This window comes from Streptomyces sp. MS06 (genome assembly GCF_047200655.1).
Lineage (GTDB): Bacteria > Actinomycetota > Actinomycetes > Streptomycetales > Streptomycetaceae > Streptomyces.
Genome location: NZ_JBJZOJ010000041.1, coordinates 37,384 through 57,137, shown reverse-complemented (window position 1 = coordinate 57,137; position 19,754 = coordinate 37,384). Strand labels below are relative to the sequence as shown.

The following is a 19,754-nucleotide window of genomic DNA, read 5'->3' as shown; positions in this document are numbered from 1 at the left end:
TCACGAGGAGGCACTCCATGCGCGGAGCCACGCACGCCCGATGGGCCGCCGGCGCGGTTGCGGTAGCACTCGCCGCGACCGCCTGCGGAGGGGGCGGCAGCAGCGGCAGCGACAGCAGCGCAGTGCTCAGCGCCTCCTGGGGGGACCCGCAGAACCCGCTGGAGCCGGCCAACACCAACGAGGTGCAGGGCGGCAAGGTGCTCGACATGATCTTCCGCGGGTTGAAGCGGTACAACCCGGAGACGGGCGCCGCCGAGAACATGCTCGCCGACAAGATCGAGACCAGCGACTCGCAGAACTTCACCATCACCATCAAGGACGGCTGGACCTTCGCCAACGGGGAGAAGATCACCGCCAAGTCCTTCGTGGACGCCTGGAACTACGGCGCGTCCCTGAAGAACAACCAGAAGAACTCCTACTTCTTCGGGTACATCGAGGGCTACGACAAGGTCCACCCCGAGGACGGCAGCGCCCAGTCCGCCGACACGCTCTCCGGTCTGAAGGTCGTCGACGACACGACCTTCACCGTCAAGCTCACCCAGAAGTTCTCGACGTTCCCGGACACCCTCGGATACGCGGCCTTCGACCCGCTGCCGCAGACCTTCTTCGACGACCACGCCGCCTGGCTGAAGAAGCCGGTCGGCAACGGGCCGTACATGATCGACTCCTACACCCGGGGCTCGCAGATGTCCCTGCGCAAGTGGGACGGCTACCCCGGCGACGACAAGGCGCAGAACGGCGGCGTGGACCTGAAGGTCTACACCGACAACAACACCGCCTACACCGACCTGCTGGCCGGCAACCTCGACCTGGTCGACGACATCCCGGCCGCCCAGCTCAAGAACGTCAAGAACGACCTGAGCGGCCGCTACCTCAACACGCCGGCCGGCATCATCCAGACCATCGCCTTCCCGTTCTACGACAAGGCCTGGGACACGGCGAACTCCGACAAGGTCCGCAAGGGCCTGTCGATGGCCATCAACCGCAAGCAGATCACCGACACGATCTTCCAGCAGACCCGCACCCCGGCCACCGACTGGACCTCCCCGGTGCTGGGCAAGGACGGCGGCTACCAGCCGGGGCTGTGCGGGGACTACTGCAACTACGACCCGACGCAGGCGAAGAAGCTCATCGAGGAGGGCGGCGGCCTCCCCGGCGGCCAGGTCAAGATCTCCTACAACGCCGACACCGGCTCCCACAAGCAGTGGGTCGACGCGGTCTGCAACTCCATCAACAACGCGATGGGCAACCAGAAGGCCTGCGTCGGCAACCCGATCGGCACCTTCGCCGACTTCCGCAACCAGATCACCCAGCACAAGATGAGCGGCCCGTTCCGCGCCGGCTGGCAGATGGACTACCCGCTCATCCAGAACTTCCTCCAGCCGCTGTACTACACCAACGCCTCCTCCAACGACGGGCTGTACTCCAGCAAGAAGTTCGACAACCTGGTCAACCAGGCCAACAGCGAGACCGACACCGCCAAGGCCGTCGGCACCTTCAAGGACGCCGAGGCGGTCCTCAGGGACGACATGGCCGCCATCCCGCTGTGGTACCAGAACGGCAGCGCGGGCTGGTCCGACCGGCTCTCCAACGTCAAGCTCAACCCCTTCAGCGTCCCCGTCTACAACGAGATCAAGGTCGGCTGATCCGCCATGGGACGCTACGTCGTCCGGCGGCTGCTCCAGATGATCCCGGTGTTCATCGGGGCCACGCTGCTGATCTTCCTGATGGTCAACGTGATGGGCGACCCCATCGCCGGCCTCTGCGGTCAGCGGCAGTGCGACCCGGCGACGGCGGCCCAGCTCAGGAAGGAGTTCGGTCTCGACAAGCCGGTGTGGCAGCAGTACCTGACCTACATGGGGAACGTCTTCACCGGCGACTTCGGGACGGCGTTCAACGGCCAGCCGGTCACCGAGCTGATGTCGACGGCGTTCCCGGTCACCATCCGGCTGACCATCGTCGCGATCCTGTTCGAGATCGTCATCGGGATCGCCCTGGGTGTCGTCACGGGCCTGCGCCGGGGCCGGCCCGTGGACACCGGGGTGCTGCTGCTCACCCTGGTCGTGATCTCCGTCCCCACCTTCGTCACCGGTCTGCTGCTGCAACTGCTGCTCGGCGTCAAATGGGGCTGGATCAGCCCCTCGGTGTCCGCGGGGGCACCCTTCAACGAGCTGATCCTGCCCGGCCTCGTCCTGGCCTCGGTCTCCCTCGCCTACGTCACCCGGCTCACCCGCACCTCCATCGCGGAGAACCGGCGCTCCGACTACGTGCGCACCGCCATCGCCAAGGGGCTGCCCCGGCGCCGGGTCGTCGTCCGGCACCTGCTGCGCAACTCCCTCATCCCCGTCGTCACCTTCATCGGCGCGGACATCGGCTTCCTCATGGGCGGGGCCATCGTCACCGAGCGGATCTTCAACATCCACGGCGTCGGCTACCAGCTCTACCAGGGCATCCTCCGCCAGAACACGCAGACCGTGGTCGGTTTCGTGACCGTCCTCGTCCTCGTCTTCCTGGTCGCCAACCTGGTCGTCGACCTCCTGTACGCCGTACTCGACCCGAGGATCCGCTATGCCTGAGCAGCCCTACGAACCCGAAGGCGCCATCGCCGGCACCGGCGCGGGCGGCGCGATGGACCTCGGGGCCAGCGAGGCGGAGAGCCTGGAGCGGACGCCGCGCGGACCCGACGGGGGTCCGGTGGGAAAGCCGCGCAGCCTGTGGTCCGACGCCTGGCGGGACCTGCGCCGCAACCCCGTCTTCATCATCTCCGGGCTGGTCATCCTGTTCCTGGTGTTCATCTCGCTGTGGCCCTCGGCGATCACCTCCGGCAGCCCGCTGGAATGCCACCTCTCCAAGGCGCAGGAGGGCCCGCAGTCCGGTCACCCGTTCGGCTTCGACGGCCAGGGCTGCGACGTCTACACCCGCACCGTCTACGGCGCCCGCTCCTCGGTCGCGGTCGGCGTGCTCGCCACCCTCGGCGTCGCGATCTTCGGCTCGGTGCTCGGCGGGCTGGCCGGGTTCTTCGGCGGCGTCTCGGACTCCTTCCTGTCCCGCATCACCGACATCTTCTTCGCCATCCCGGTCGTCCTCGGCGGTCTGGTCCTGCTGTCCGTGGTCACCAGCAACACCGTCTGGCCGGTCATCGGGTTCATCGTCCTGCTCGGCTGGCCGCAGATCTCCCGCATCGCGCGCGGAGCGGTGATCACCGCCAAGCAGAACGACTACGTGCAGGCCGCCCGGGCGCTGGGCGCCTCCAACACGCGGATGCTGCTGCGGCACATCGCCCCCAACGCCGTGGCCCCCGTGATCGTCGTGGCGACCATCGCCCTCGGCACCTACATCGCCCTGGAGGCCACCCTGTCCTACCTGGGCGTCGGTCTGAAGCCGCCCAGCGTCTCCTGGGGCATCGACATCTCCGCCGCCTCGCCCTACGTCCGCAACGCCCCGCACGCGCTGCTCTGGCCGTCCGGGGCACTGGCGATCACCGTCCTGGCCTTCATCATGCTCGGCGACGCGGTGCGCGACGCCCTCGACCCGAAGCTGAGGTGACCGCGCGTCATGCTGCTCGAAGTGCGCGACCTGCACGTGGAGTTCCGCACCCGGGACGGAGTCGCCAAGGCCGTCAACGGCGTCAACTACGGTGTGGAGGCGGGGGAGACGCTCGCCGTCCTCGGCGAGTCGGGCTCCGGCAAGTCGGTGACCGCGCAGGCCGTCATGGGCATCCTCGACATTCCGCCCGGCCGGATCACCGGCGGTGAGATCCTCTTCCAGGGCAGGAACCTGCTGACGCTGAAGGAGGAGGAGCGCAGGAGGATCCGCGGCGCCGAGATGGCGATGATCTTCCAGGACGCGCTGTCGTCCCTCAACCCGGTGCTGTCCGTGGGCGACCAGCTCGGCGAGATGTTCGTGGTGCACCGGGGCATGTCGCGCAAGGACGCCCGCGCCAAGGCCGTCGAACTGATGGACCGGGTGCGCATCCCGGCGGCCGGCGAACGGGTCCGGCAGTACCCGCACCAGTTCTCCGGGGGCATGCGCCAGCGCATCATGATCGCCATGGCGCTCGCCCTGGAACCCGCGCTGATCATCGCCGACGAGCCCACCACCGCCCTCGACGTCACCGTCCAGGCCCAGGTCATGGAACTCCTCGCGGAACTCCAGCGCGAGTACCACATGGGGCTGATCCTGATCACCCACGACCTGGGCGTGGTCGCCGACGTGGCCGACAAGATCGCCGTGATGTACGCCGGACGGATCGTGGAGACGGCCCCCGTGCACGACATCTACAAGGCGCCCGCCCACCCCTACACCCGCGGCCTGCTGGACTCCATCCCCCGGCTCGACCACAAGGGCGGGGAGCTGTACGCCATCAAGGGCCTGCCGCCGAACCTCATGAACATCCCGTCCGGCTGCGCCTTCCACCCCCGCTGCCCGATGGCGCAGGACGTGTGCCGCGCCGAGGAGCCCCCGCTCTACGACGTCACCGACTCGGACGCCGACCGGGGCAGCGCCTGCCACTTCTGGAGGGAGTGCCTGCATGGCTGAACCGATTCTGGAAGTGCGCGGACTGGTCAAGCACTACCCGCTCACCCAGGGCATCCTGTTCAAGAAGCAGATCGGCGCCGTCAAGGCGGTCGACGGCGTCGACTTCGCCCTGGACCGGGCCGAGACCCTGGGCATCGTCGGCGAGTCCGGCTGCGGCAAGTCGACGGTCGCGAAGATGCTGGTCAACCTGGAGCGGCCGACGGCCGGGGAGATCCGCTACAAGGGCGAGGACATCTCCCGGCTCTCCGGCCGGGCCCTCAGGGCGGTCCGCCGCAACATCCAGATGGTGTTCCAGGACCCCTACACCTCCCTCAACCCCCGCATGACCGTCGGCGACATCATCGGGGAGCCGTACGAGATCCACCCGGAGGTGGCGCCCAAGGGGGACCGGCGCCGCAGGGTCCAGGACCTGCTGGACGTCGTCGGGCTGAACCCGGAGTACATCAACCGCTATCCGCACCAGTTCTCCGGAGGCCAGCGCCAGCGCATCGGCATCGCGCGCGGGCTGGCGCTGCGGCCGGAGATCATCGTGGCCGACGAGCCGGTCTCGGCGCTGGACGTGTCGGTGCAGGCACAGGTCATCAACCTGATGGACCGGTTGCAGAAGGAGTTCGAGCTCTCCTACGTCTTCATCGCCCACGACCTGTCCATCGTCCGGCACATCTCCGACCGGGTCGGCGTGATGTACCTCGGCCGGATCGTCGAGACCGGCACCGACGCCGAGATCTACGACCATCCCACGCACCCCTACACCCAGGCCCTGCTCTCCGCGGTGCCGCTGCCCGACCCCGACGCCCGCGAGCAGCGGGAGCGGATCATCCTCGTCGGGGACGTGCCGTCCCCGACGAACGTCCCCTCCGGTTGCCGTTTCCGCACCCGCTGCTGGAAGGCCCGGGAGCGCTGCGCGCTGGAGGTACCCGAGCTCGCGGTGCCGGAGGAGTTCCGTCTGGCCACCGGCCCCGCCGTGCACGACTCGGCCTGCCACTTCGCGGAGGAGAAGGTGGTGGTGCCCGGTCAGGAGCCCGGTGAGCGCGGGGCGGACCGCGGGGCCGGGGCGCGCCGGGAGGGCCGGGACGAAGGGCTGTTCCGTGAGGAGGGGCTGTTCCGCGAGGAGGCGCAGGGCGGTGAGGAGGAGCAGGACCGCCGGGCGGGGCAGGGCGGCGAGGAGGCGGGGGACCGCCGGGAGGGGCCCGGCGGGGTGTCCCGCGAGGACGGCGACGGGCCGGGGTGACATCTCGCCCCGGCCCGCCTACGGCACCCGCACGGCCGTACGCTGTCGAGCATTCCGCGTCCGTATATCGGAGCCGATTCGGTGAAGTTGCCTCGCTGTGAACGCGGTTGGTGTGCTTTTGTACTGTTATGCCAGCGAGCGTCGAAGGAAGTCCAGCTGGAGTCGCAGCAGGTTCTCCGCGACCGTCTCCTGCGGAGTCATGTGGGTGACTCCGGACAGCGGCAGCACCTCGTGCGGCCGGCCCGCGGCCAGCAGGGCCGAGGACAGCCGCAGCGAGTGGGCGACGACCACGTTGTCGTCCGCCAGCCCGTGGATGATCATCATTGGCCGGTGCGGGTCGGCGGCGTCGACCAGGCCGGCGTCGTCCACCAGCGAGTTGCGCCGGTAGACCTCCGGCTGCTCCGCCGGGTGGCCCAGGTAGCGCTCCTGGTAGTGGGTGTCGTACAGCCGCAGGTCGGTGACCGGGGCGCCGACCACCGCGGCGTGGAAGACGTCCGGTCGGCGCAGCACCGCCAGTGCCGCCAGGTAGCCGCCGAATGACCAGCCGCGGATCGCGACCCGGGACAGGTCCAGCGGGAAGTCGCCGGCCAGCGCCTGCAGGGCGTCCACCTGGTCCTGGAGCACCACCGCCGCGAGCTCGTCGCGGACCGCCTTCTCCCAGGCGGGGGAGCGTCCGGGGGTGCCCCGCCCGTCCGCGACCACCACCGCGAAGCCCTGGTCGGCGAACCACTGCGGCGTCAGGTACGGGTTGCGGGCCGCGAGCACCCGCTGGCCGTGCGGACCTCCGTACGGGTCGACGAGCACCGGTAGGGGGGTGTCACCGTCGTAGTCCCGTGGCATAAGCACGGCGCACGGAATCCTCCGTGCGCCCCCGTGGACGAGGGTGACGCGCGGCGACATGCCGGGATCCTCCGCATATGAGGGGACGATCAGGGCCGCCCTGTCCCCACCGCCGGCCCGATCGCCCTCCCGCAGCAGGCGCGCCCGCGAGCCGGGCCGGTCCGGTGTGGCCGAGACCAGCACCGTCACCCCGCCGGAGCGGACCGCCGTGTGCACGCCGGGCTCCTGCGACACCCGCTCCACACCCAGCTCGCTCACCCGGTACACGTGCAGCTCACCGATCTCGGCCTCCGCCGCCTCCTCGCCGGCCGACGCCGAGACCAGCACGTCCTCCTCCCCGACGTCCAGCACCGCCCGCACGTGCAACTGCCCGTTGGTCAGGGCGCGGTCGCCCACGGCGAGGACCCGCGCCCCGCCCTCGTCCGCGATGCGGACCAGTCGTCCGGATGGCGACCAGCAGGGCACCCCGGCGAACAGTTCCAGCCAAACCCGATCTTCGTCGGCGTGCACCATCCGGGTCGCCCCGGTCTCCGGGTCCACCGCCAGGAACAGCTGGCTGCGCTGGTCCCTCGCCTGCACCAGGAGCAGCGGGGCACCCGCGGCTGACCAGTGCACACGCGCGAGATACGGGTAGCGCGCCCGGTCCCAGGAGACCTCCGTGCGCGCCCCGTCCAGGCCGATCACGAACAGCCGCACCTCCGCGTTCGCGGTGCCCGCCGCCGGGTAGGCGACGTGGCGTGGCTCACGGTCCGGCCGGGCCGGGTCGGAGATCCACCAGCGCGCCACCGGCGTGTCGTCCACCCGGGCCACCAGCAGCCGGTCCGACTCCGGCGCCCACCAGAAGCCCCGCGAGCGCTGCATCTCCTCGGCCGCGACGAACTCCGCCAGCCCGTACGACACCCCGTCCGACTCGGGCTCGGCGAGCGCGCGGTCGCCGTCGCCCTCGGCGCCCACCACCCGCAGGGCGCCCCGGGCCACGTAGGCGACGCGCCTGCCGTCGGGGGAGGGGCGAGGGTCGACCACCGGCCCCGCGGCCCGCAGCTCGCGCGCCGTACCGGCCCGCAACTCGGCCGTGAAGAGCCGCCCTGACAAGGCGAAAGATGCCAACTCCACGGCCGTGTCGGTGGCGTAGGCGACGATGCCGGAACCGCCCTCCCGGCTGCGTTCGCGCCGTGCCCGCTCCTCCGGCGGCAACTCCTCCCGCGCCCCCGCGAGCAGCGCTCCCGGATCCGCCGCCAGGCGTTCCGTGCCGTCCGCCGGGTCGAGCACCCACAGCGCGCCCACCCGGTCCGTACCGGAACGCGACCGCAGATACACGACACGGGAACCGTCCGGCGCCACCGTGAACGAACGCGGCGCGCCGAGGGTGAAGCGCTGGGTGCGGGCATGCCGCCGGGGGAAGCTCTCAGGCTCGGTCGTCATGCCTCCGACCATATTGGCCATGCGCCCCCTTGCGCGTCCGTGCGCCGATCGATGCGCGCGTACGGATAGCTATGATCACTCACGCTGTGTGGGTATGAACCTGCCGGCTGCCCTAGGAACGACCGCGTGGACAACGTGCCCTGCTCTGTTTGGAGGTGAACCGCCGTGGCACTCTCGATTTCGGCGGTGGTGCTGCTGGCGATCATCGTCTTCCTTCTGATCAGGAAGTCGGGACTCAAGGCCGGACACGCCATCGTGTGCATGCTGCTCGGGTTCTATCTCGCGTCCTCGACGGTGGCGCCCACCATCAGCGACCTGACGACCAACATCGCGGGCATGATCGGCAGCCTCAAGTTCTGACCGCCGTAGGCTGGGGGCCATGACGGAACTGCCCGCCCGGCGTCTGCTCCTGGTGCACGCCCACCCGGACGACGAGTCGATCAACAACGGCGCGACCATGGCCAGGTACGCCTCAGAGGGCGCCCTGGTCACCCTGGTCACCTGCACCCTCGGAGAGTTGGGCGAGGTCATCCCGCCGGAGCTGCGGCATCTGTCCGGAGCCGCGCTGGGCGCGTACCGCGCGAGCGAACTCGCCGCCGCGATGCGCGCACTCGGCGTCGACGACACCCGCCGGCTCGGCGGGGCCGGACGCTACCGGGACTCCGGGATGATGGGCCTGCCCGACAACGACGACCCCGGCTGCTTCTGGCGGGCCGACGTCGACGAGGCCGCCGGGCACCTCCTCGAGGTCATCCTCGAGACCCGCCCGCAGGTCCTGGTGACCTACGACGACCGCGGCGGCTACGGCCACCCCGACCACATCCAGGCCCACCGCGTCGCCATGCGCGCGGCCGAACTGGCCGCCGGGGCCGGCTGGGACATCCCCAAGATCTACTGGAACCGGGTGCCCCGGCCCGCCGCCGAGGCCGCCTTCGCCCGGCTGGAGGGCGATCTGCCCGGCCTCCCCTTCGACCGGGCGGCCGACGTGGACGACGTGCCCGGAGTGGTCGGCGAGGAGCGGATCACCGCCGAGATCGACGGCGCCGCGCACGCCGCGGCCAAGGCCGCCGCGATGCGCGCGCACGCCACCCAGATCGCCGTCGCCGAACCGTACTTCGCGCTCTCCAACGAGCTGGCCCAACCGCTGTTCCGCACCGAGTACTACGAACTGGTACGCGGGCGTGCCGGCGCCGCACGGGAGACCGACCTCTTCGCCGGGCTGCCCGGCGGGACCGGGGAGGCGTCGTGAGCGACCGCCCCCCGCTGCTCGCGCAGCCCCTGCGCGTCCCCTCGGCCGGGCGGATCGCCGGCTACCTCGCCCTGGCGCTGCTCGGTGCGGCGACCGGAGTGGCCGGCTCGCTGGTGCAGGCCGGCTGGTTCCCGGGCGGACTGCTGCTGGCGCTCGCCGGTTCGGCCGGCGTCTTCCTCGGCGGGGCCCGGGCCGCCGGCAGGCGCGCCGGGGCCGTCGCGCCCGCCGTCGGCTGGGTCGTCACCGTCATCCTGCTCACCGCGAGCCGCCCGGAGGGCGACTTCCTGTTCGCCGCGGGAGCCGGCTCCTACCTGTTCCTGCTCGGCGGTATGGCAACGGCTGTGATCTGCGCCACCCTCGCTGGCGGACGCCGTCCGGGTGCCGGTTCCTCCCGACTTGGCAAGTGACGTACCGATTCGCCGCCGGTCGGCCGTGCGGGTCCGGTGCCGGTTTCCCCAGCGGCCGTGGGATGCGCGCCAAACACGGCCAGTATGGTGGTGCGCGCCGCCGAGCCGCCCGAGACAGGTCGAAAGTAAGGGCGGCGGAGCCAATCGGGAGAACCTGCCTTGAGTCGTGAAACTGACACTCCGTCCTCCGGGCCCAACGGCCGCGGCGGAGCCGCGTACCCGTCGGGCACCCCGCCCTACGGCACCCCTGCGGCGTCCGACGGCACCACGGACGCGGGCCGTTCGGCTGCTCAGCCCGAGGAGCGCAAGACCGAGACCACGCTGACGACCCGTATCCGGATCAACATCCCCGGTTCGCGTCCCATCCCGCCGGTCGTCATGCGCAAGCCCGTCGGCGAGACCGACGGCTCCGACGCCGCGGAGGGCCCCGAGGGCACCGGACGGGCCGAGGCCGCTCCGAGCGGCGACACCGGCGCGCGCCCCGCGGGCGCGCCCGCTCCCGCCGCCGAGACGCCCGCCGAACCGGCCCCGAGGGCCGGGGAGAAGCCCACCAGCGACTGGTTCGCGCCCCGCAAGTCCTCGCCCGGCAAGGGCGGCCAGCCCGGCCCGGGCGCCAAGGGCGCCACCCCGCCCGGCGGTTCGCCGGCCGGCCCGCCTCCCGGCGGCGCCGGGGCACCGGCCGGCCGGAATCCGGGCGCCGGCCGTCCCGGCGGAGTGGTCGGCGCCATGAAAGCGCCCGGCGGTTCCCAGCCGGGCACTTCGCCCGGCGCCCGCCCGGGCGGGGCGAGCGGCACCGGCCTGCCCGGCGCGACCGGTGGGCCCGTGGCGCCCGGACACGGCGGCGGCACCGGCTCCTTCGACGTGACCGAAGCGCTGGCGGCCGGCCCGCTCGGCGGTGCCGCCCGCCCCGGTTCGGGCCCCGGCGGCGAACCGGGCGGCGAGGACCTGCCGTACTTCGCGGACAACGGCGCCGCCGACCAGCAGGGCGGCGGCCTCGGGGCCCCGGACGGCGGCTACGGCGGACCGGGCGACCCCTACGGCGGGCCACGCGGACTGGACGACCCCTACGGCACCGCTCGCGGTCAGAACCCGCCCGGCGGCTACGACGCCCCCCGGGGCCCGGGCGGGCCCGGCGTGAGCGCGGGCCACGGCAGCGATCCCTTCGGGGTGCCCGGCGGCCCCGGCGCAGGCCCGGGCCCCTCCGGTCCGACCTCCGGTCCGGTCACCGGCGACGGGCCGACGGTGACGCCGGCCGGCGGCACCGGCGCACCCGGCCCGCACGGCACCGCAGTCCCGGGCGCCGGGGCCGGAGCGGGCCTCGGCACCGGCCAGTTGAGCGACGACACCGCGATCCTCACCCCGCAGACACCCGCCCCCGAGCCGCCCCCCGGCGGCTACGGCGCCCCCGGCGACCAGGTCTCCGGTCCTGCCCTCAACGGCGGCCTGCCGGTCGTGCCCCCGGCCGGCGGGACCGGTGCGGCCGGCGGCAGCCCGTTCGGCCCGGTCGGCGGCATCCCGTTCGACGACCCGGAGCCGAACCCCCCGCAGCAGCGGTCCGAGCCGGAGCGGCAGCGCAGCACGCCCGCACCGGCACCGAAGAAGAAGGGCCGCAGCAAGGCGGCACTGCTCGTCGGAGGTCTGGTCGTGCTGGCCGCCGGCGCCTACGGCGCCGGGCTGCTGATGAACCACTCGGACGTGCCCAGGGGCACCACCGTGCTCGGCGTCGACATCGGCGGCGGCACCCGCGACCAGGCCGCCAAGGTGCTCGACCAGAACTTCGGCAAGCGGGTCGGACAACCGCTGAAGCTGTCGGTCGGCGGCAAGACGGTCACCCTCAAACCCGACCAGGCCGGCCTCCAGTTCGACGAGGACGCCACGGTCGGGGCGGCGGCGCAGAGCGACTACAACCCGGTCTCCGTGATCGGCTCGCTGTTCGGCAGGCAGCGGGTCGTCGAGCCGGTCATGCCGGTCGACGAGGAGAAACTCCAGGCCGCCCTGCGGGCCACCGCCGCGGGCGGCACCGGCTCCGCGACCGAGGGCACCATCAGGTTCGAGTCCGGCAAGGCCGTCGCCGTCCACGGCAAGCCCGGCAAGGGGGTCGACGTGATCCGGGCCCGGCAGATCGTCGAACAGGCCTACCGCACCCAGGTCGAGACCGGTTCGGCCGGCACCGTGCGACTGCCGACGGCGACCACGGAACCCACCGTCTCCGACGCCGAGGTCGATCGGGAGATGAAGGAGTTCGCCGAACCCGCGATGTCGGCGAACGTGTCGGTGCGCACCGACGCCACCCACTTCATCGAGTTCAGCCCCGAGAAGTCGCTGTGGAAGTTCCTCCGGGTGAAGGCGGTCAACGGCAAACTCGTCGACAGCCCCGACCTGGACGCCCTCGCCGGTCTCTACGGCAAGACCTTCGACGGCGTGCTGATCGCCCGGGCCAACGGCGAGAAGACCGCGGTCACCCCGCAGGACGTGTACGGCGCGCTGCGCCAGGCCCTGCTCAGCACGACCCACCGGGACGTCGTCATCGACACCGACCCGAGCTGACGCGCCGGGGCGGGTCGCCCCGGCGCGCCCCGGGCGCCCGCCGCGACCCGCGCCGGAGCCGGAAGCGCCCGCGCCGGGCCGGGTGTCCGCGCCGGGCCGGGTGTCGGCGCCGGGCCGGGTGTCCGCGCCGGGCCGGGTGTCGGCGCCGCGGGGCCGCGGGCCCACCGCATGACATCTGTCATGTGCTGATCCGGACCGCAGACACTCCCGCACGAGCGGCCCCGGCGGCCACCATGGACGCCATGACGACGACAGTGACGACCACCGCCAGTCCGGTGGTCGAGTTCGACCGGGTGAGCAAGAGCTATGACAGCGTACGGGCCGTCGACGGGCTGTCGCTCGTGCTGCGGCCGGGGGAGACCGTGGCGCTGCTCGGGCCGAACGGGGCGGGCAAGTCGACCACCCTCGACCTGCTGCTCGGCCTCAAGCGCCCCGACTCCGGCACGGTCCGCCTGCTCGGCTCCGAGCCGCGCGAGGCGATCGTGGCCGGCCGGGTGGGCGCGATGCTGCAGAGCGGCGGGCTGATGGACGGGGTCACCGTCGGCGAACTGGTGCGGCTCGCCTGCGCGCTGCACCCCAGGCCCTACCGGGTGAGCGACGTGCTGTCGCGGGCCGGGGTCGCGCAGATCGCCGACCGCAAGGTGGACAAGCTCTCCGGCGGGCAGGCCCAGCGCGTCCGCTTCGCGCTCGCCACCGCCGGGGACAGCGACCTGATCGTCCTGGACGAGCCCACCACCGGCATGGACGTCACCACCCGCCAGGCCTTCTGGGCCACCATGCACGAGCAGGCCCAGCAGGGCCGTACGGTCCTGTTCGCCACCCACTACCTGGAGGAGGCCGACGCCGTCGCGGACCGGGTCCTGGTGCTGCACCGCGGCCGCCTGCTGGCCGACGGCACCGCCGCCGAGATCAAGGCGAAGGCGGGCGCCCGGCGGATCTCCTTCGACCTGGCCGGCGGCGTGGACGAGGCCCTGCTGCGCGACCTGCCCTTCCTGACCTCCCTGGACGTGTCCGGTCAGACCGTGCGCATCCAGTCCTCCGACGCCGACGCGACCGTCCACGCGATGTACGGACTCGGCCTCTACCCCCGCAACCTCGAAGTCGCCGGGCTCGGCCTGGAGCAGGCCTTCGTCGCCATCACCGCCGCCGAGGAGGCGAAGCAGTCGTGAACCACCTCATCAAGCTTGAACTGGCCCGCTCCCTGCGCAACCGCAGGTTCCTGTTCTTCTCCGTGATCTACCCGGCGCTGCTGTTCCTGATCATCGCGGGCAGGGCCGACAGCACCACCGAACTGGACGGGTCGGGCCTGACCCTCCCGACCTACATGATGGTCTCCATGGCCTCCTTCGGCGCCCTCACCGCCGTGCTGATGGGCAACAGCGAGCGCATCGCCAAGGAGCGCGAGAGCGGCTGGGTGCGGCAGTTGCGGCTGACGTCGCTGCCCGGCCGCGGCTACGTCCTCGCCAAGACGGCGAGCGCGGCGGTGGTGAGCCTGCCGTCCATCGTCGTCGTCTTCGTCGTCGCCGCGGCGGTGAAGGACGTCCGCCTGGACGCCTGGCAGTGGCTCGCCCTCACCGGCGCGATCTGGGCCGGCAGCCTGGTGTTCGCCGCGCTCGGTGTCGCTCTCGGCTATCTGGCCAGCGGGGACGCCGTCCGCCCCCTCACGATGATCATCTACTTCGGCCTGTCGATGCTGGGCGGCCTGTGGATGCCGTCGACGACCTTCCCCGACTGGCTGCAGAGCGTCGCGAAGTGGCTCCCCACGCACGCGTACGCTGCCCTGGGGCGCTCCATCGAGCAGAGCCAGGCCCCGCAGGCCCAGGACATCGCACTCCTCGCCGTGTTCTTCGCCCTCTTCGCGGGCGGCGCGGCTTGGCTCTACCGGAAGGACACGCTGAAGGCGTGAACAGCGTAGGCATCGCGCAGCGCCCGCAGACCGCCAGACAGCGGGTCATGAAGGCCCTCTGGACGGGCATCTGGCTCGTCTACCTGAGCGGGCCCGTCGACGACCTCCTGCACGGCGGGCACAGCGCCGGAGTGAGGCTGCTCGGCGGGATCGGCCTGGTGGCCTTCGTGGTGTGGTACCTGGCCCTGGTCTTCCGCGCCGGGCGACGCGACACCGTGCCACTGGTACTCGGCTCGCTGGCGGTGCTCGCCACCCAGGCGACCGTGCTCTCGCTCACCCTGGGGCGCGACTGGCTGGTGCTGTACGTGTACGTGGCCGTCGCGTCCGGCGCGGCGCTGCCGATGCGCTACGCCCGCTGGACCGTGCCGGGCGCGTCCGCGCTGCTGGCCGTGGTCGCCCTGACCGTCCCGGGCGGCCGCGCCTTCCTCGGCGCGCTGCTCGTCCCGGCACTGCTCGGCGGGTTCTCCATGACCGGCGTACGGGAGTTGATCCGCACCACCGTCGAACTGCGGGAGGCCCGCGCCACCGTCGCCCACCTCGCGGCCAACGAGGAGCGGCTGCGGCTCGCCCGCGACCTGCACGACCTGCTCGGCCACTCCCTGTCGCTGATCACCCTGAAGAGCGAACTCGCCGGCCGGATGCTGCCCGGCCGGCCGGACCAGGCCGCCCAGCAGGTCGCCGACATCGAACGGGTCAGCCGCCAGGCCCTGGTGGACGTCCGGGAGGCAGTCACCGGCTACCGCCGGCCCCGGCTGGCCGCCGAACTGGCCGGCGCCAAGGTCGCCCTGACCGCGGCGGGCGTGGACGCCGCACTGCCCGTCGAGCCCGGCCTCGACGGACTGCCCGAGGAGAGCGAGTCCGCGCTGGCCTGGACGCTCCGGGAGGCCGTCACCAACGTCGTACGGCACAGCGGGGCGCGCCGCTGCGCGGTCGAACTGCTGCACCGGCAGACCCTGGACGGGCCCGTCCTGGAACTCTCCGTCGAGGACGACGGCTCCGGCGGCTCCGGCGGCGCCCCCGGCAACGGGCTGACCGGGCTGACCGAACGCCTGGAGAAGGCCGGCGGTGTCCTGGAGAGCGGTCCGCTGCGGCGTGGCTGGCGTCTGGTGGCCCGGGTGCCCGCGGTCGACGTGCCGGACGTAGGATCCGGCGCATGACCCGCGTGATCAACGTGCTCCTGGCCGAGGACCAGTCGATGGTCCGCGAGGCGCTCGCCGCCCTGCTCGGCCTGGAGGACGACATCGAGGTCGTCGCCCAGGTGGCGCGCGGCGACGAGGTCCTCGGCGCGGCCCGGGAGCACACCGTGGACGTGGCCCTGCTGGACATCGAGATGCCGGGCGCCACGGGCATCGAGGCGGCGGCGGAACTTCACCGGGAACTGCCCCGGGTGAAGCTGGTGGTGCTCACCACCTTCGGCCGGCCCGGCTACCTGCGCAGCGCGATGGAGGCGGGCGCCGACGCCTTCCTCGTCAAGGACGCCCCCGCGGCCCAGCTCGCCGAGGCGGTCCGCAAGGTCCTCGCGGGGGAGCGGGTCATCGACCCGACGCTGGCCGCGGCCGCCCTGGCCGAGGGCGCCAACCCGCTCACCGACCGCGAGCGCGAGGTACTGCGCTCCGCCGCCGACGGCTCCACCAACGCCGAACTCGCGGCCGCCCTGCACCTCTCGCCGGGCACGGTCCGCAACTACCTGTCGACGGCGATCCAGAAACTGGCCGTGCGCAACCGGGCGGAGGCGGTGCGGATCGCCCGGGAGAAGGGCTGGCTGTAGAGCCCGTCCGGGGAACTGCGGCGACTCCGGCGCGTTCACCGGCAGGGGTCGTCCGGGTCCGCGGTGAGGCCTCGGGCGTGGACGCCGGCGGCGGTCGTCCGACTCCGCGGTGAGGCCTCCGGCGTGGCGCGGGCAGCGGTCGTCCGACTCCGCGGTGCGGGTGCGGTGCGGGTCAGTTGAGCATCGCCCGCGCCGTCCGGGCCTCGCCGCGCAGCCGCTCCGCGGCCTGCGCGTCCACCGGCGCCACCACCTCCGCGTACGCCTCCAGTTCGGCGGCTCCGGCGGCGAACTCTCCCCGGCGCACCAGCGCCTGCCCCAGCTCGTGCCGCAGCCGCGCCGGACGGGACGGCAGCAGCAGGGACAGCTCCACCGACCACAGCGCCACGTCGGAACGCTCGGGCCGGGCCGCGGCCCAGGCGCGGACGTTGTTCAGGACGCGCAGTACCACGTCCGCGGTGGCGGCGGGGGCCAGGGAGGACGGGTCGAGCGGAGTCCCGGTGGCTCCGGCGACCAGCAGCTCCGCGTCCGCTCCGGTCAGGATCCGGCCGCCGTCGAAGGGGTCGGCGAGCACCTGCTCCTCCCCGGAACCGAGGCCGACCACGAAGTGCCCGGGCAGCGCCACCCCGTACACCGGTGCCCCGGCCCGCCGTGCCACCTCCAGCCACACCACCGACAGCAGGATCGGCAGCCCGCGCCGCCGCCGCAGCACCTCGTGCAGCAGCGAGGCCTCCAGCCGCCGGTAGTCGGCGGAGGTGCCGTGGAAGCCGTACCGGTCGCCGAGCAGTCCGCGCAGGGCCTCCGCCCAGGCCGCCGGGGACCCGGGCCGGAACGGCAGTTCCCCGGCCAGCCGGTCCAGCTCCACCTGCGCCGCGTCCATGCCGGCGTCGTCCAGCGTCCCGTCCGCGACGGCGCCGATCAGCAGGCACAGGGTGGACAGGTCGGGCCGTTCGGCGCGGGCCTCGGCGGCGAAGCGCTCGCGCAGCCCGGCGGAGCGCTCGGGCGGCGGGGGATACGGGGGACGCATGGCCGGCCGTCGCCTCCTCACGCGTGCCCGGGCCGGGGCGCGCGGTAGTGCCGGTACGCGTGGTGCGGGGTGAAGCCCATCCCGGTGTACAGCGCCCGGGCCCCCTCGTTGCCCGTCTCGACCTGGAGCCACGCGGCCGAGGCGCCCTCGTCGAGCGCCCGCCGGGCCAGCGCGGCCATCACGGTGGTGGCCAGCCCGCGCCGGCGCAGTCCGGGATCCACCTCGACGGCGGAGAACGAGGCCCACCTCCCGTCCACGACGCACCGGCCGATGGCCGCCGGGGCGCCCTCACCGGGCACCGCGGCGAACCAGACCGACGGTCCGCTGCCGAGCACCGTCAGGGCCACCTCGCTCACCCCCTTGCGCTGGTAGCGGGCCAGCCAGTCCTCATCGGCCCGTCGGGACAGCGGCACCCGGTCCGAGCCGGGCCGGTCGGCGAGCGGCGCCAGCGACGCGGTCCACAGCTCGGCCGTCGACTCGGCTACCCAGCCGCGCCGTTCCAGCTCGGCGCAGAGCGCTTCCTGGGTGCCCTCGGCCCCGGTCGAGGTCTGTATGTACGCGGGCAGGCCGCGCTCGCCGTACCAGCGCTTCACGGTCTCCAGCGCCTCGTCGAGCGGCAGGCCCGGGTCTCCGAGCGGCAGGACGGAGTTGGCCCGGCGGGTGAAGCCGGAGGCGGCCCGCAGCTCCCACCCGCCGAGCCGCCGGCTCTCCACCGGCCGCCAGGCGCGGGAGGCGACGCGGGCGAGTTCGGTGTAGGAGGCGGCCGGACCCCGGCGACGCGCCGGGGCGGCCGGCACCACCTTTCCGGCGACCAGCGCGGACTCCGCCATATGGACTGTCCGACCGTCCTTTCGTGTGATCACCACCACACCATCGTCCCAGGATGTGAGAACGCCGACCGTGTCGGTGAACTTTCCACCGGTTTCCCGGGGATCGTTCAGTCGTCGCACCGAGACGCGTTTGCCCACGTCAGCGGCGGTGACACGGACCTCAAGGCGCCCGGCGGCAGAGAATTCCACGGGTCGGTTCACCCCTCCTGTTCGGATCATGCCCAGGAACGGAGATACTAGGGGCGGGCATCGACGACGCCGCGCTCCCGCGCGCCAGGCGGCGGAGCCTGTGGGAGGCCCGCCAGCGCCCTATCGAGGAGGAACGACAGCGTGACCTACGTCATCGCGCAGCCTTGTGTCGACGTGAAGGACAAGGCGTGCATCGAGGAGTGCCCGGTCGACTGCATCTACGAGGGCCAGCGGTCCTTGTACATCCACCCGGACGAATGCGTCGACTGTGGTGCCTGTGAGCCGGTCTGCCCGGTCGAGGCGATCTTCTACGAGGACGATGTGCCGGACGAGTGGAAGGACTACTACAAGGCGAACGTCGAGTTCTTCGACGAGCTGGGCTCCCCGGGCGGGGCGAGCAAGCTGGGGCTGATCGAGCGCGACCACCCCGTCATCACCGCTCTGCCGCCGCAGGCCTGACCGGCCCAGCGAGCGGCCCCGCTCCGCCGCCTCGGTCCCGCACGGCCCTGATCGTCCCGATCGAGAGCGCCGTGCGGGACCGAGGCGTTCTGCCGTACCGACCGACGAAAGCGAGCCAGCACCCGTGTCCGCAGTCTCCGCGCTCTCCGACCGGCTGCCCGCCTTCCCCTGGGACAGGCTGGCGCCCTACAAGAAGACGGCCGCGGCGCATCCGGACGGCATCGTCGACCTGTCCGTCGGCACGCCCGTCGACCCGGTCCCCGAGCTGATCCGCAAGGCACTGGTCGACGCGGCCGACTCGCCCGGCTACCCGACCGTCTGGGGCACGCCGGAGCTGCGTGACGCGATCACCGGCTGGACGGAGCGCCGACTGGGCGCCCGGGGCATCACCCACCACCACGTGCTGCCCGTCGTGGGCTCCAAGGAACTCGTGGCCTGGCTCCCCACCCAGCTCGGTCTGGGCCCCGGCGACCGGGTCGCCTTTCCGCGACTGGCCTACCCGACCTACGAGGTGGGCGCCCGCCTGGCCGGCGCCGGGTACGAGGCGTACGACGACCCCACCGACCTCGACCCGGCGGGGCTGAGGCTGCTCTGGCTGAACTCGCCGTCCAACCCCACGGGCCGGGTCCTTTCCGGCGGGGAACTGGCCCGGATCGTCGCCTGGGCCCGCGCCCACGACGTCCTGGTCCTCTCCGACGAGTGCTACCTGGAACTGGGCTGGGAGGCCGACCCGGTCTCCGTCCTCCACCCGGACGTCAACGGCGGCTCGCTGGACGGCGTCGTCGCGGTGCACTCGCTGTCGAAGCGGTCGAACCTCGCCGGCTACCGGGCCGCGTTCCTGGCCGGGGACCCCGGGGTGCTCGGTCCGCTGCTGGAGATCCGCAAGCACGGCGGGATGATGACCTCGGCGCCGACGCAGGCGGCGGCCGTCGCGGCCCTGGCCGACGACACGCACGTCCGCGAGCAGCGCGAGCGCTACGCGGCGCGCCGTGCACTGCTCCGCGAGGCGCTGCTCGGCCACGGCTTCCGCATCGAGCACAGCGAGGCCGGCCTGTACCTGTGGGCCACGCGGGACGAGTCCTGCTGGGCGACCGTCGGGAGGCTGGCCGACCTCGGCATCCTGGTCGCCCCCGGCGACTTCTACGGCCCGGCGGGGGAGAGGTTCGTACGGGTGGCGCTGACGGCGACGGACGAGCGGGTGGCCGCGGCGGTCCGCCGACTCGCGTAGCCGGGCCGGACCGCACCGCGCGGCGGCGCCCCGACCGGGCCGTCCCGCCCTTGCCGGTGGCCCCCGCAGTTCTGGTCCCGCCCTTCCCGGTCGTCCCGCTCGTTCCGCCCCTCCC

Annotated in this window: 17 protein-coding genes and 1 pseudogene; 15 read left to right on the top strand and 3 right to left on the bottom strand. The window is 72.7% G+C overall.

The window, feature by feature from the left end; all coding sequences use genetic code 11:
• Window positions 1–17: 17 nt before the first annotated feature.
• Genes ACL02U_RS21820 through ACL02U_RS21800 form a run of 5 tightly spaced genes read left to right on the top strand, consistent with a single transcriptional unit; the run spans window position 18 to window position 5,770 of the window.
• Window positions 18–1,646, top strand: coding sequence for a peptide ABC transporter substrate-binding protein (locus ACL02U_RS21820; RefSeq protein ID WP_412792567.1), 1,629 nt, complete (start codon window positions 18–20; stop codon window positions 1,644–1,646).
• Window positions 1,647–1,652: 6 nt separating this feature from the next.
• On the top strand, window positions 1,653–2,576 hold the full coding sequence (locus tag ACL02U_RS21815; RefSeq protein ID WP_412792566.1) for an ABC transporter permease: 924 nt from the start codon (window positions 1,653–1,655) through the stop codon (window positions 2,574–2,576).
• Complete coding sequence (locus tag ACL02U_RS21810; RefSeq protein WP_412792565.1) at window positions 2,569–3,546, top strand: ABC transporter permease; 978 nt, start codon at window positions 2,569–2,571, stop codon at window positions 3,544–3,546. The genes ACL02U_RS21815 and ACL02U_RS21810 overlap by 8 nt, the downstream gene beginning before the upstream one ends.
• 9 nt (window positions 3,547–3,555) lie before the next feature.
• Window positions 3,556–4,539, top strand: coding sequence for an ABC transporter ATP-binding protein (locus ACL02U_RS21805; protein ID WP_412792564.1), 984 nt, complete (start codon window positions 3,556–3,558; stop codon window positions 4,537–4,539).
• Window positions 4,532–5,770, top strand: coding sequence for an ABC transporter ATP-binding protein (locus ACL02U_RS21800; RefSeq protein WP_412792563.1), 1,239 nt, complete (start codon window positions 4,532–4,534; stop codon window positions 5,768–5,770). Before ACL02U_RS21805 ends, ACL02U_RS21800 begins: the two co-directional genes overlap by 8 nt.
• A 126-nt stretch (window positions 5,771–5,896) precedes the next feature.
• On the opposite strand, the gene ACL02U_RS21795 is transcribed toward ACL02U_RS21800, so the two are convergent.
• A complete protein-coding gene (locus tag ACL02U_RS21795) occupies window positions 5,897–8,032 on the bottom strand; it encodes a prolyl oligopeptidase family serine peptidase (protein ID WP_412792562.1) in 2,136 nt (711 codons plus the stop codon).
• A gap of 165 nt (window positions 8,033–8,197) precedes the next feature.
• Between ACL02U_RS21795 and ACL02U_RS21790 the strand changes: the two genes are divergently transcribed.
• The 8 genes and pseudogenes from ACL02U_RS21790 (at window position 8,198) to ACL02U_RS21755 (ending at window position 15,909) form a co-directional block, all read left to right on the top strand.
• Window positions 8,198–8,392, top strand: a complete 195-nt coding sequence (locus ACL02U_RS21790; RefSeq protein WP_412792561.1) for a hypothetical protein — start codon at window positions 8,198–8,200, stop codon at window positions 8,390–8,392.
• A gap of 19 nt (window positions 8,393–8,411) precedes the next feature.
• Window positions 8,412–9,281 carry an N-acetyl-1-D-myo-inositol-2-amino-2-deoxy-alpha-D-glucopyranoside deacetylase gene (mshB, locus tag ACL02U_RS21785; protein WP_412792560.1) on the top strand — a complete coding sequence of 290 codons (870 nt, stop codon included), beginning with the start codon at window positions 8,412–8,414 and terminating at the stop codon, window positions 9,279–9,281.
• Window positions 9,278–9,688, top strand: a complete 411-nt coding sequence (locus ACL02U_RS21780) for a DUF6113 family protein (RefSeq protein WP_412792559.1) — start codon at window positions 9,278–9,280, stop codon at window positions 9,686–9,688. Before mshB ends, ACL02U_RS21780 begins: the two co-directional genes overlap by 4 nt.
• A 159-nt stretch (window positions 9,689–9,847) precedes the next feature.
• Window positions 9,848–12,235: a hypothetical protein gene (locus tag ACL02U_RS21775; protein WP_412792558.1), complete on the top strand. Its 2,388-nt coding sequence runs from the start codon at window positions 9,848–9,850 to the stop codon at window positions 12,233–12,235.
• 320 nt (window positions 12,236–12,555) lie between these two features.
• Window positions 12,556–13,404: pseudogene (locus ACL02U_RS21770) on the top strand (ABC transporter ATP-binding protein); the annotation flags it as partial.
• Entirely contained in the window at window positions 13,401–14,141 is a 741-nt protein-coding gene (locus tag ACL02U_RS21765; RefSeq protein ID WP_412792557.1) for an ABC transporter permease, read from the top strand. The pseudogene ACL02U_RS21770 and the gene ACL02U_RS21765, both read left to right, overlap by 4 nt.
• Window positions 14,138–15,298 carry a sensor histidine kinase gene (locus ACL02U_RS21760; protein ID WP_412792556.1) on the top strand — a complete coding sequence of 387 codons (1,161 nt, stop codon included), beginning with the start codon at window positions 14,138–14,140 and terminating at the stop codon, window positions 15,296–15,298. Before ACL02U_RS21765 ends, ACL02U_RS21760 begins: the two co-directional genes overlap by 4 nt.
• Window positions 15,295–15,909, top strand: a complete 615-nt coding sequence (locus ACL02U_RS21755; RefSeq protein WP_412792555.1) for a response regulator — start codon at window positions 15,295–15,297, stop codon at window positions 15,907–15,909. The genes ACL02U_RS21760 and ACL02U_RS21755 overlap by 4 nt, the downstream gene beginning before the upstream one ends.
• Before the next feature lie 172 nt (window positions 15,910–16,081).
• Here the strand turns inward: ACL02U_RS21755 and ACL02U_RS21750 are convergent, their stop codons facing one another.
• A complete protein-coding gene (locus ACL02U_RS21750; protein ID WP_412792554.1) occupies window positions 16,082–16,933 on the bottom strand; it encodes a tetratricopeptide repeat protein in 852 nt (283 codons plus the stop codon).
• Between the two features lie 17 nt (window positions 16,934–16,950).
• Complete coding sequence (locus ACL02U_RS21745; protein WP_412792553.1) at window positions 16,951–17,952, bottom strand: GNAT family N-acetyltransferase; 1,002 nt, start codon at window positions 17,950–17,952, stop codon at window positions 16,951–16,953.
• 141 nt (window positions 17,953–18,093) lie between these two features.
• Here ACL02U_RS21745 and fdxA point away from each other — a divergent pair, with 141 nt between their 5' ends.
• Both fdxA and ACL02U_RS21735 read left to right on the top strand, forming a co-directional pair.
• Window positions 18,094–18,411: a ferredoxin gene (fdxA, locus tag ACL02U_RS21740; RefSeq protein ID WP_412792552.1), complete on the top strand. Its 318-nt coding sequence runs from the start codon at window positions 18,094–18,096 to the stop codon at window positions 18,409–18,411.
• Window positions 18,412–18,535: 124 nt separating this feature from the next.
• Entirely contained in the window at window positions 18,536–19,639 is a 1,104-nt protein-coding gene (locus ACL02U_RS21735) for a bifunctional succinyldiaminopimelate transaminase/glutamate-prephenate aminotransferase (RefSeq protein ID WP_412792551.1), read from the top strand.
• Window positions 19,640–19,754 lie beyond the last annotated feature (115 nt).

Bases quoted from the DNA above. Each gene is read 5' to 3' on its own strand.
- ACL02U_RS21820 (WP_412792567.1), top strand. From the start codon at position 18: ATGCGCGGAGCCACGCACGCCCGATGGGCCGCCGGCGCGGTTGCGGTA.
- ACL02U_RS21815 (WP_412792566.1), top strand. From the start codon at position 1,653: ATGGGACGCTACGTCGTCCGGCGGCTGCTCCAGATGATCCCGGTGTTC.
- ACL02U_RS21810 (WP_412792565.1), top strand. From the start codon at position 2,569: ATGCCTGAGCAGCCCTACGAACCCGAAGGCGCCATCGCCGGCACCGGC.
- ACL02U_RS21805 (WP_412792564.1), top strand. From the start codon at position 3,556: ATGCTGCTCGAAGTGCGCGACCTGCACGTGGAGTTCCGCACCCGGGAC.
- ACL02U_RS21800 (WP_412792563.1), top strand. From the start codon at position 4,532: ATGGCTGAACCGATTCTGGAAGTGCGCGGACTGGTCAAGCACTACCCG.
- ACL02U_RS21795 (WP_412792562.1), bottom strand. From the start codon at position 8,032: ATGACGACCGAGCCTGAGAGCTTCCCCCGGCGGCATGCCCGCACCCAG.
- mshB (WP_412792560.1), top strand. From the start codon at position 8,412: ATGACGGAACTGCCCGCCCGGCGTCTGCTCCTGGTGCACGCCCACCCG.
- ACL02U_RS21755 (WP_412792555.1), top strand. From the start codon at position 15,295: ATGACCCGCGTGATCAACGTGCTCCTGGCCGAGGACCAGTCGATGGTC.
- ACL02U_RS21750 (WP_412792554.1), bottom strand. From the start codon at position 16,933: ATGCGTCCCCCGTATCCCCCGCCGCCCGAGCGCTCCGCCGGGCTGCGC.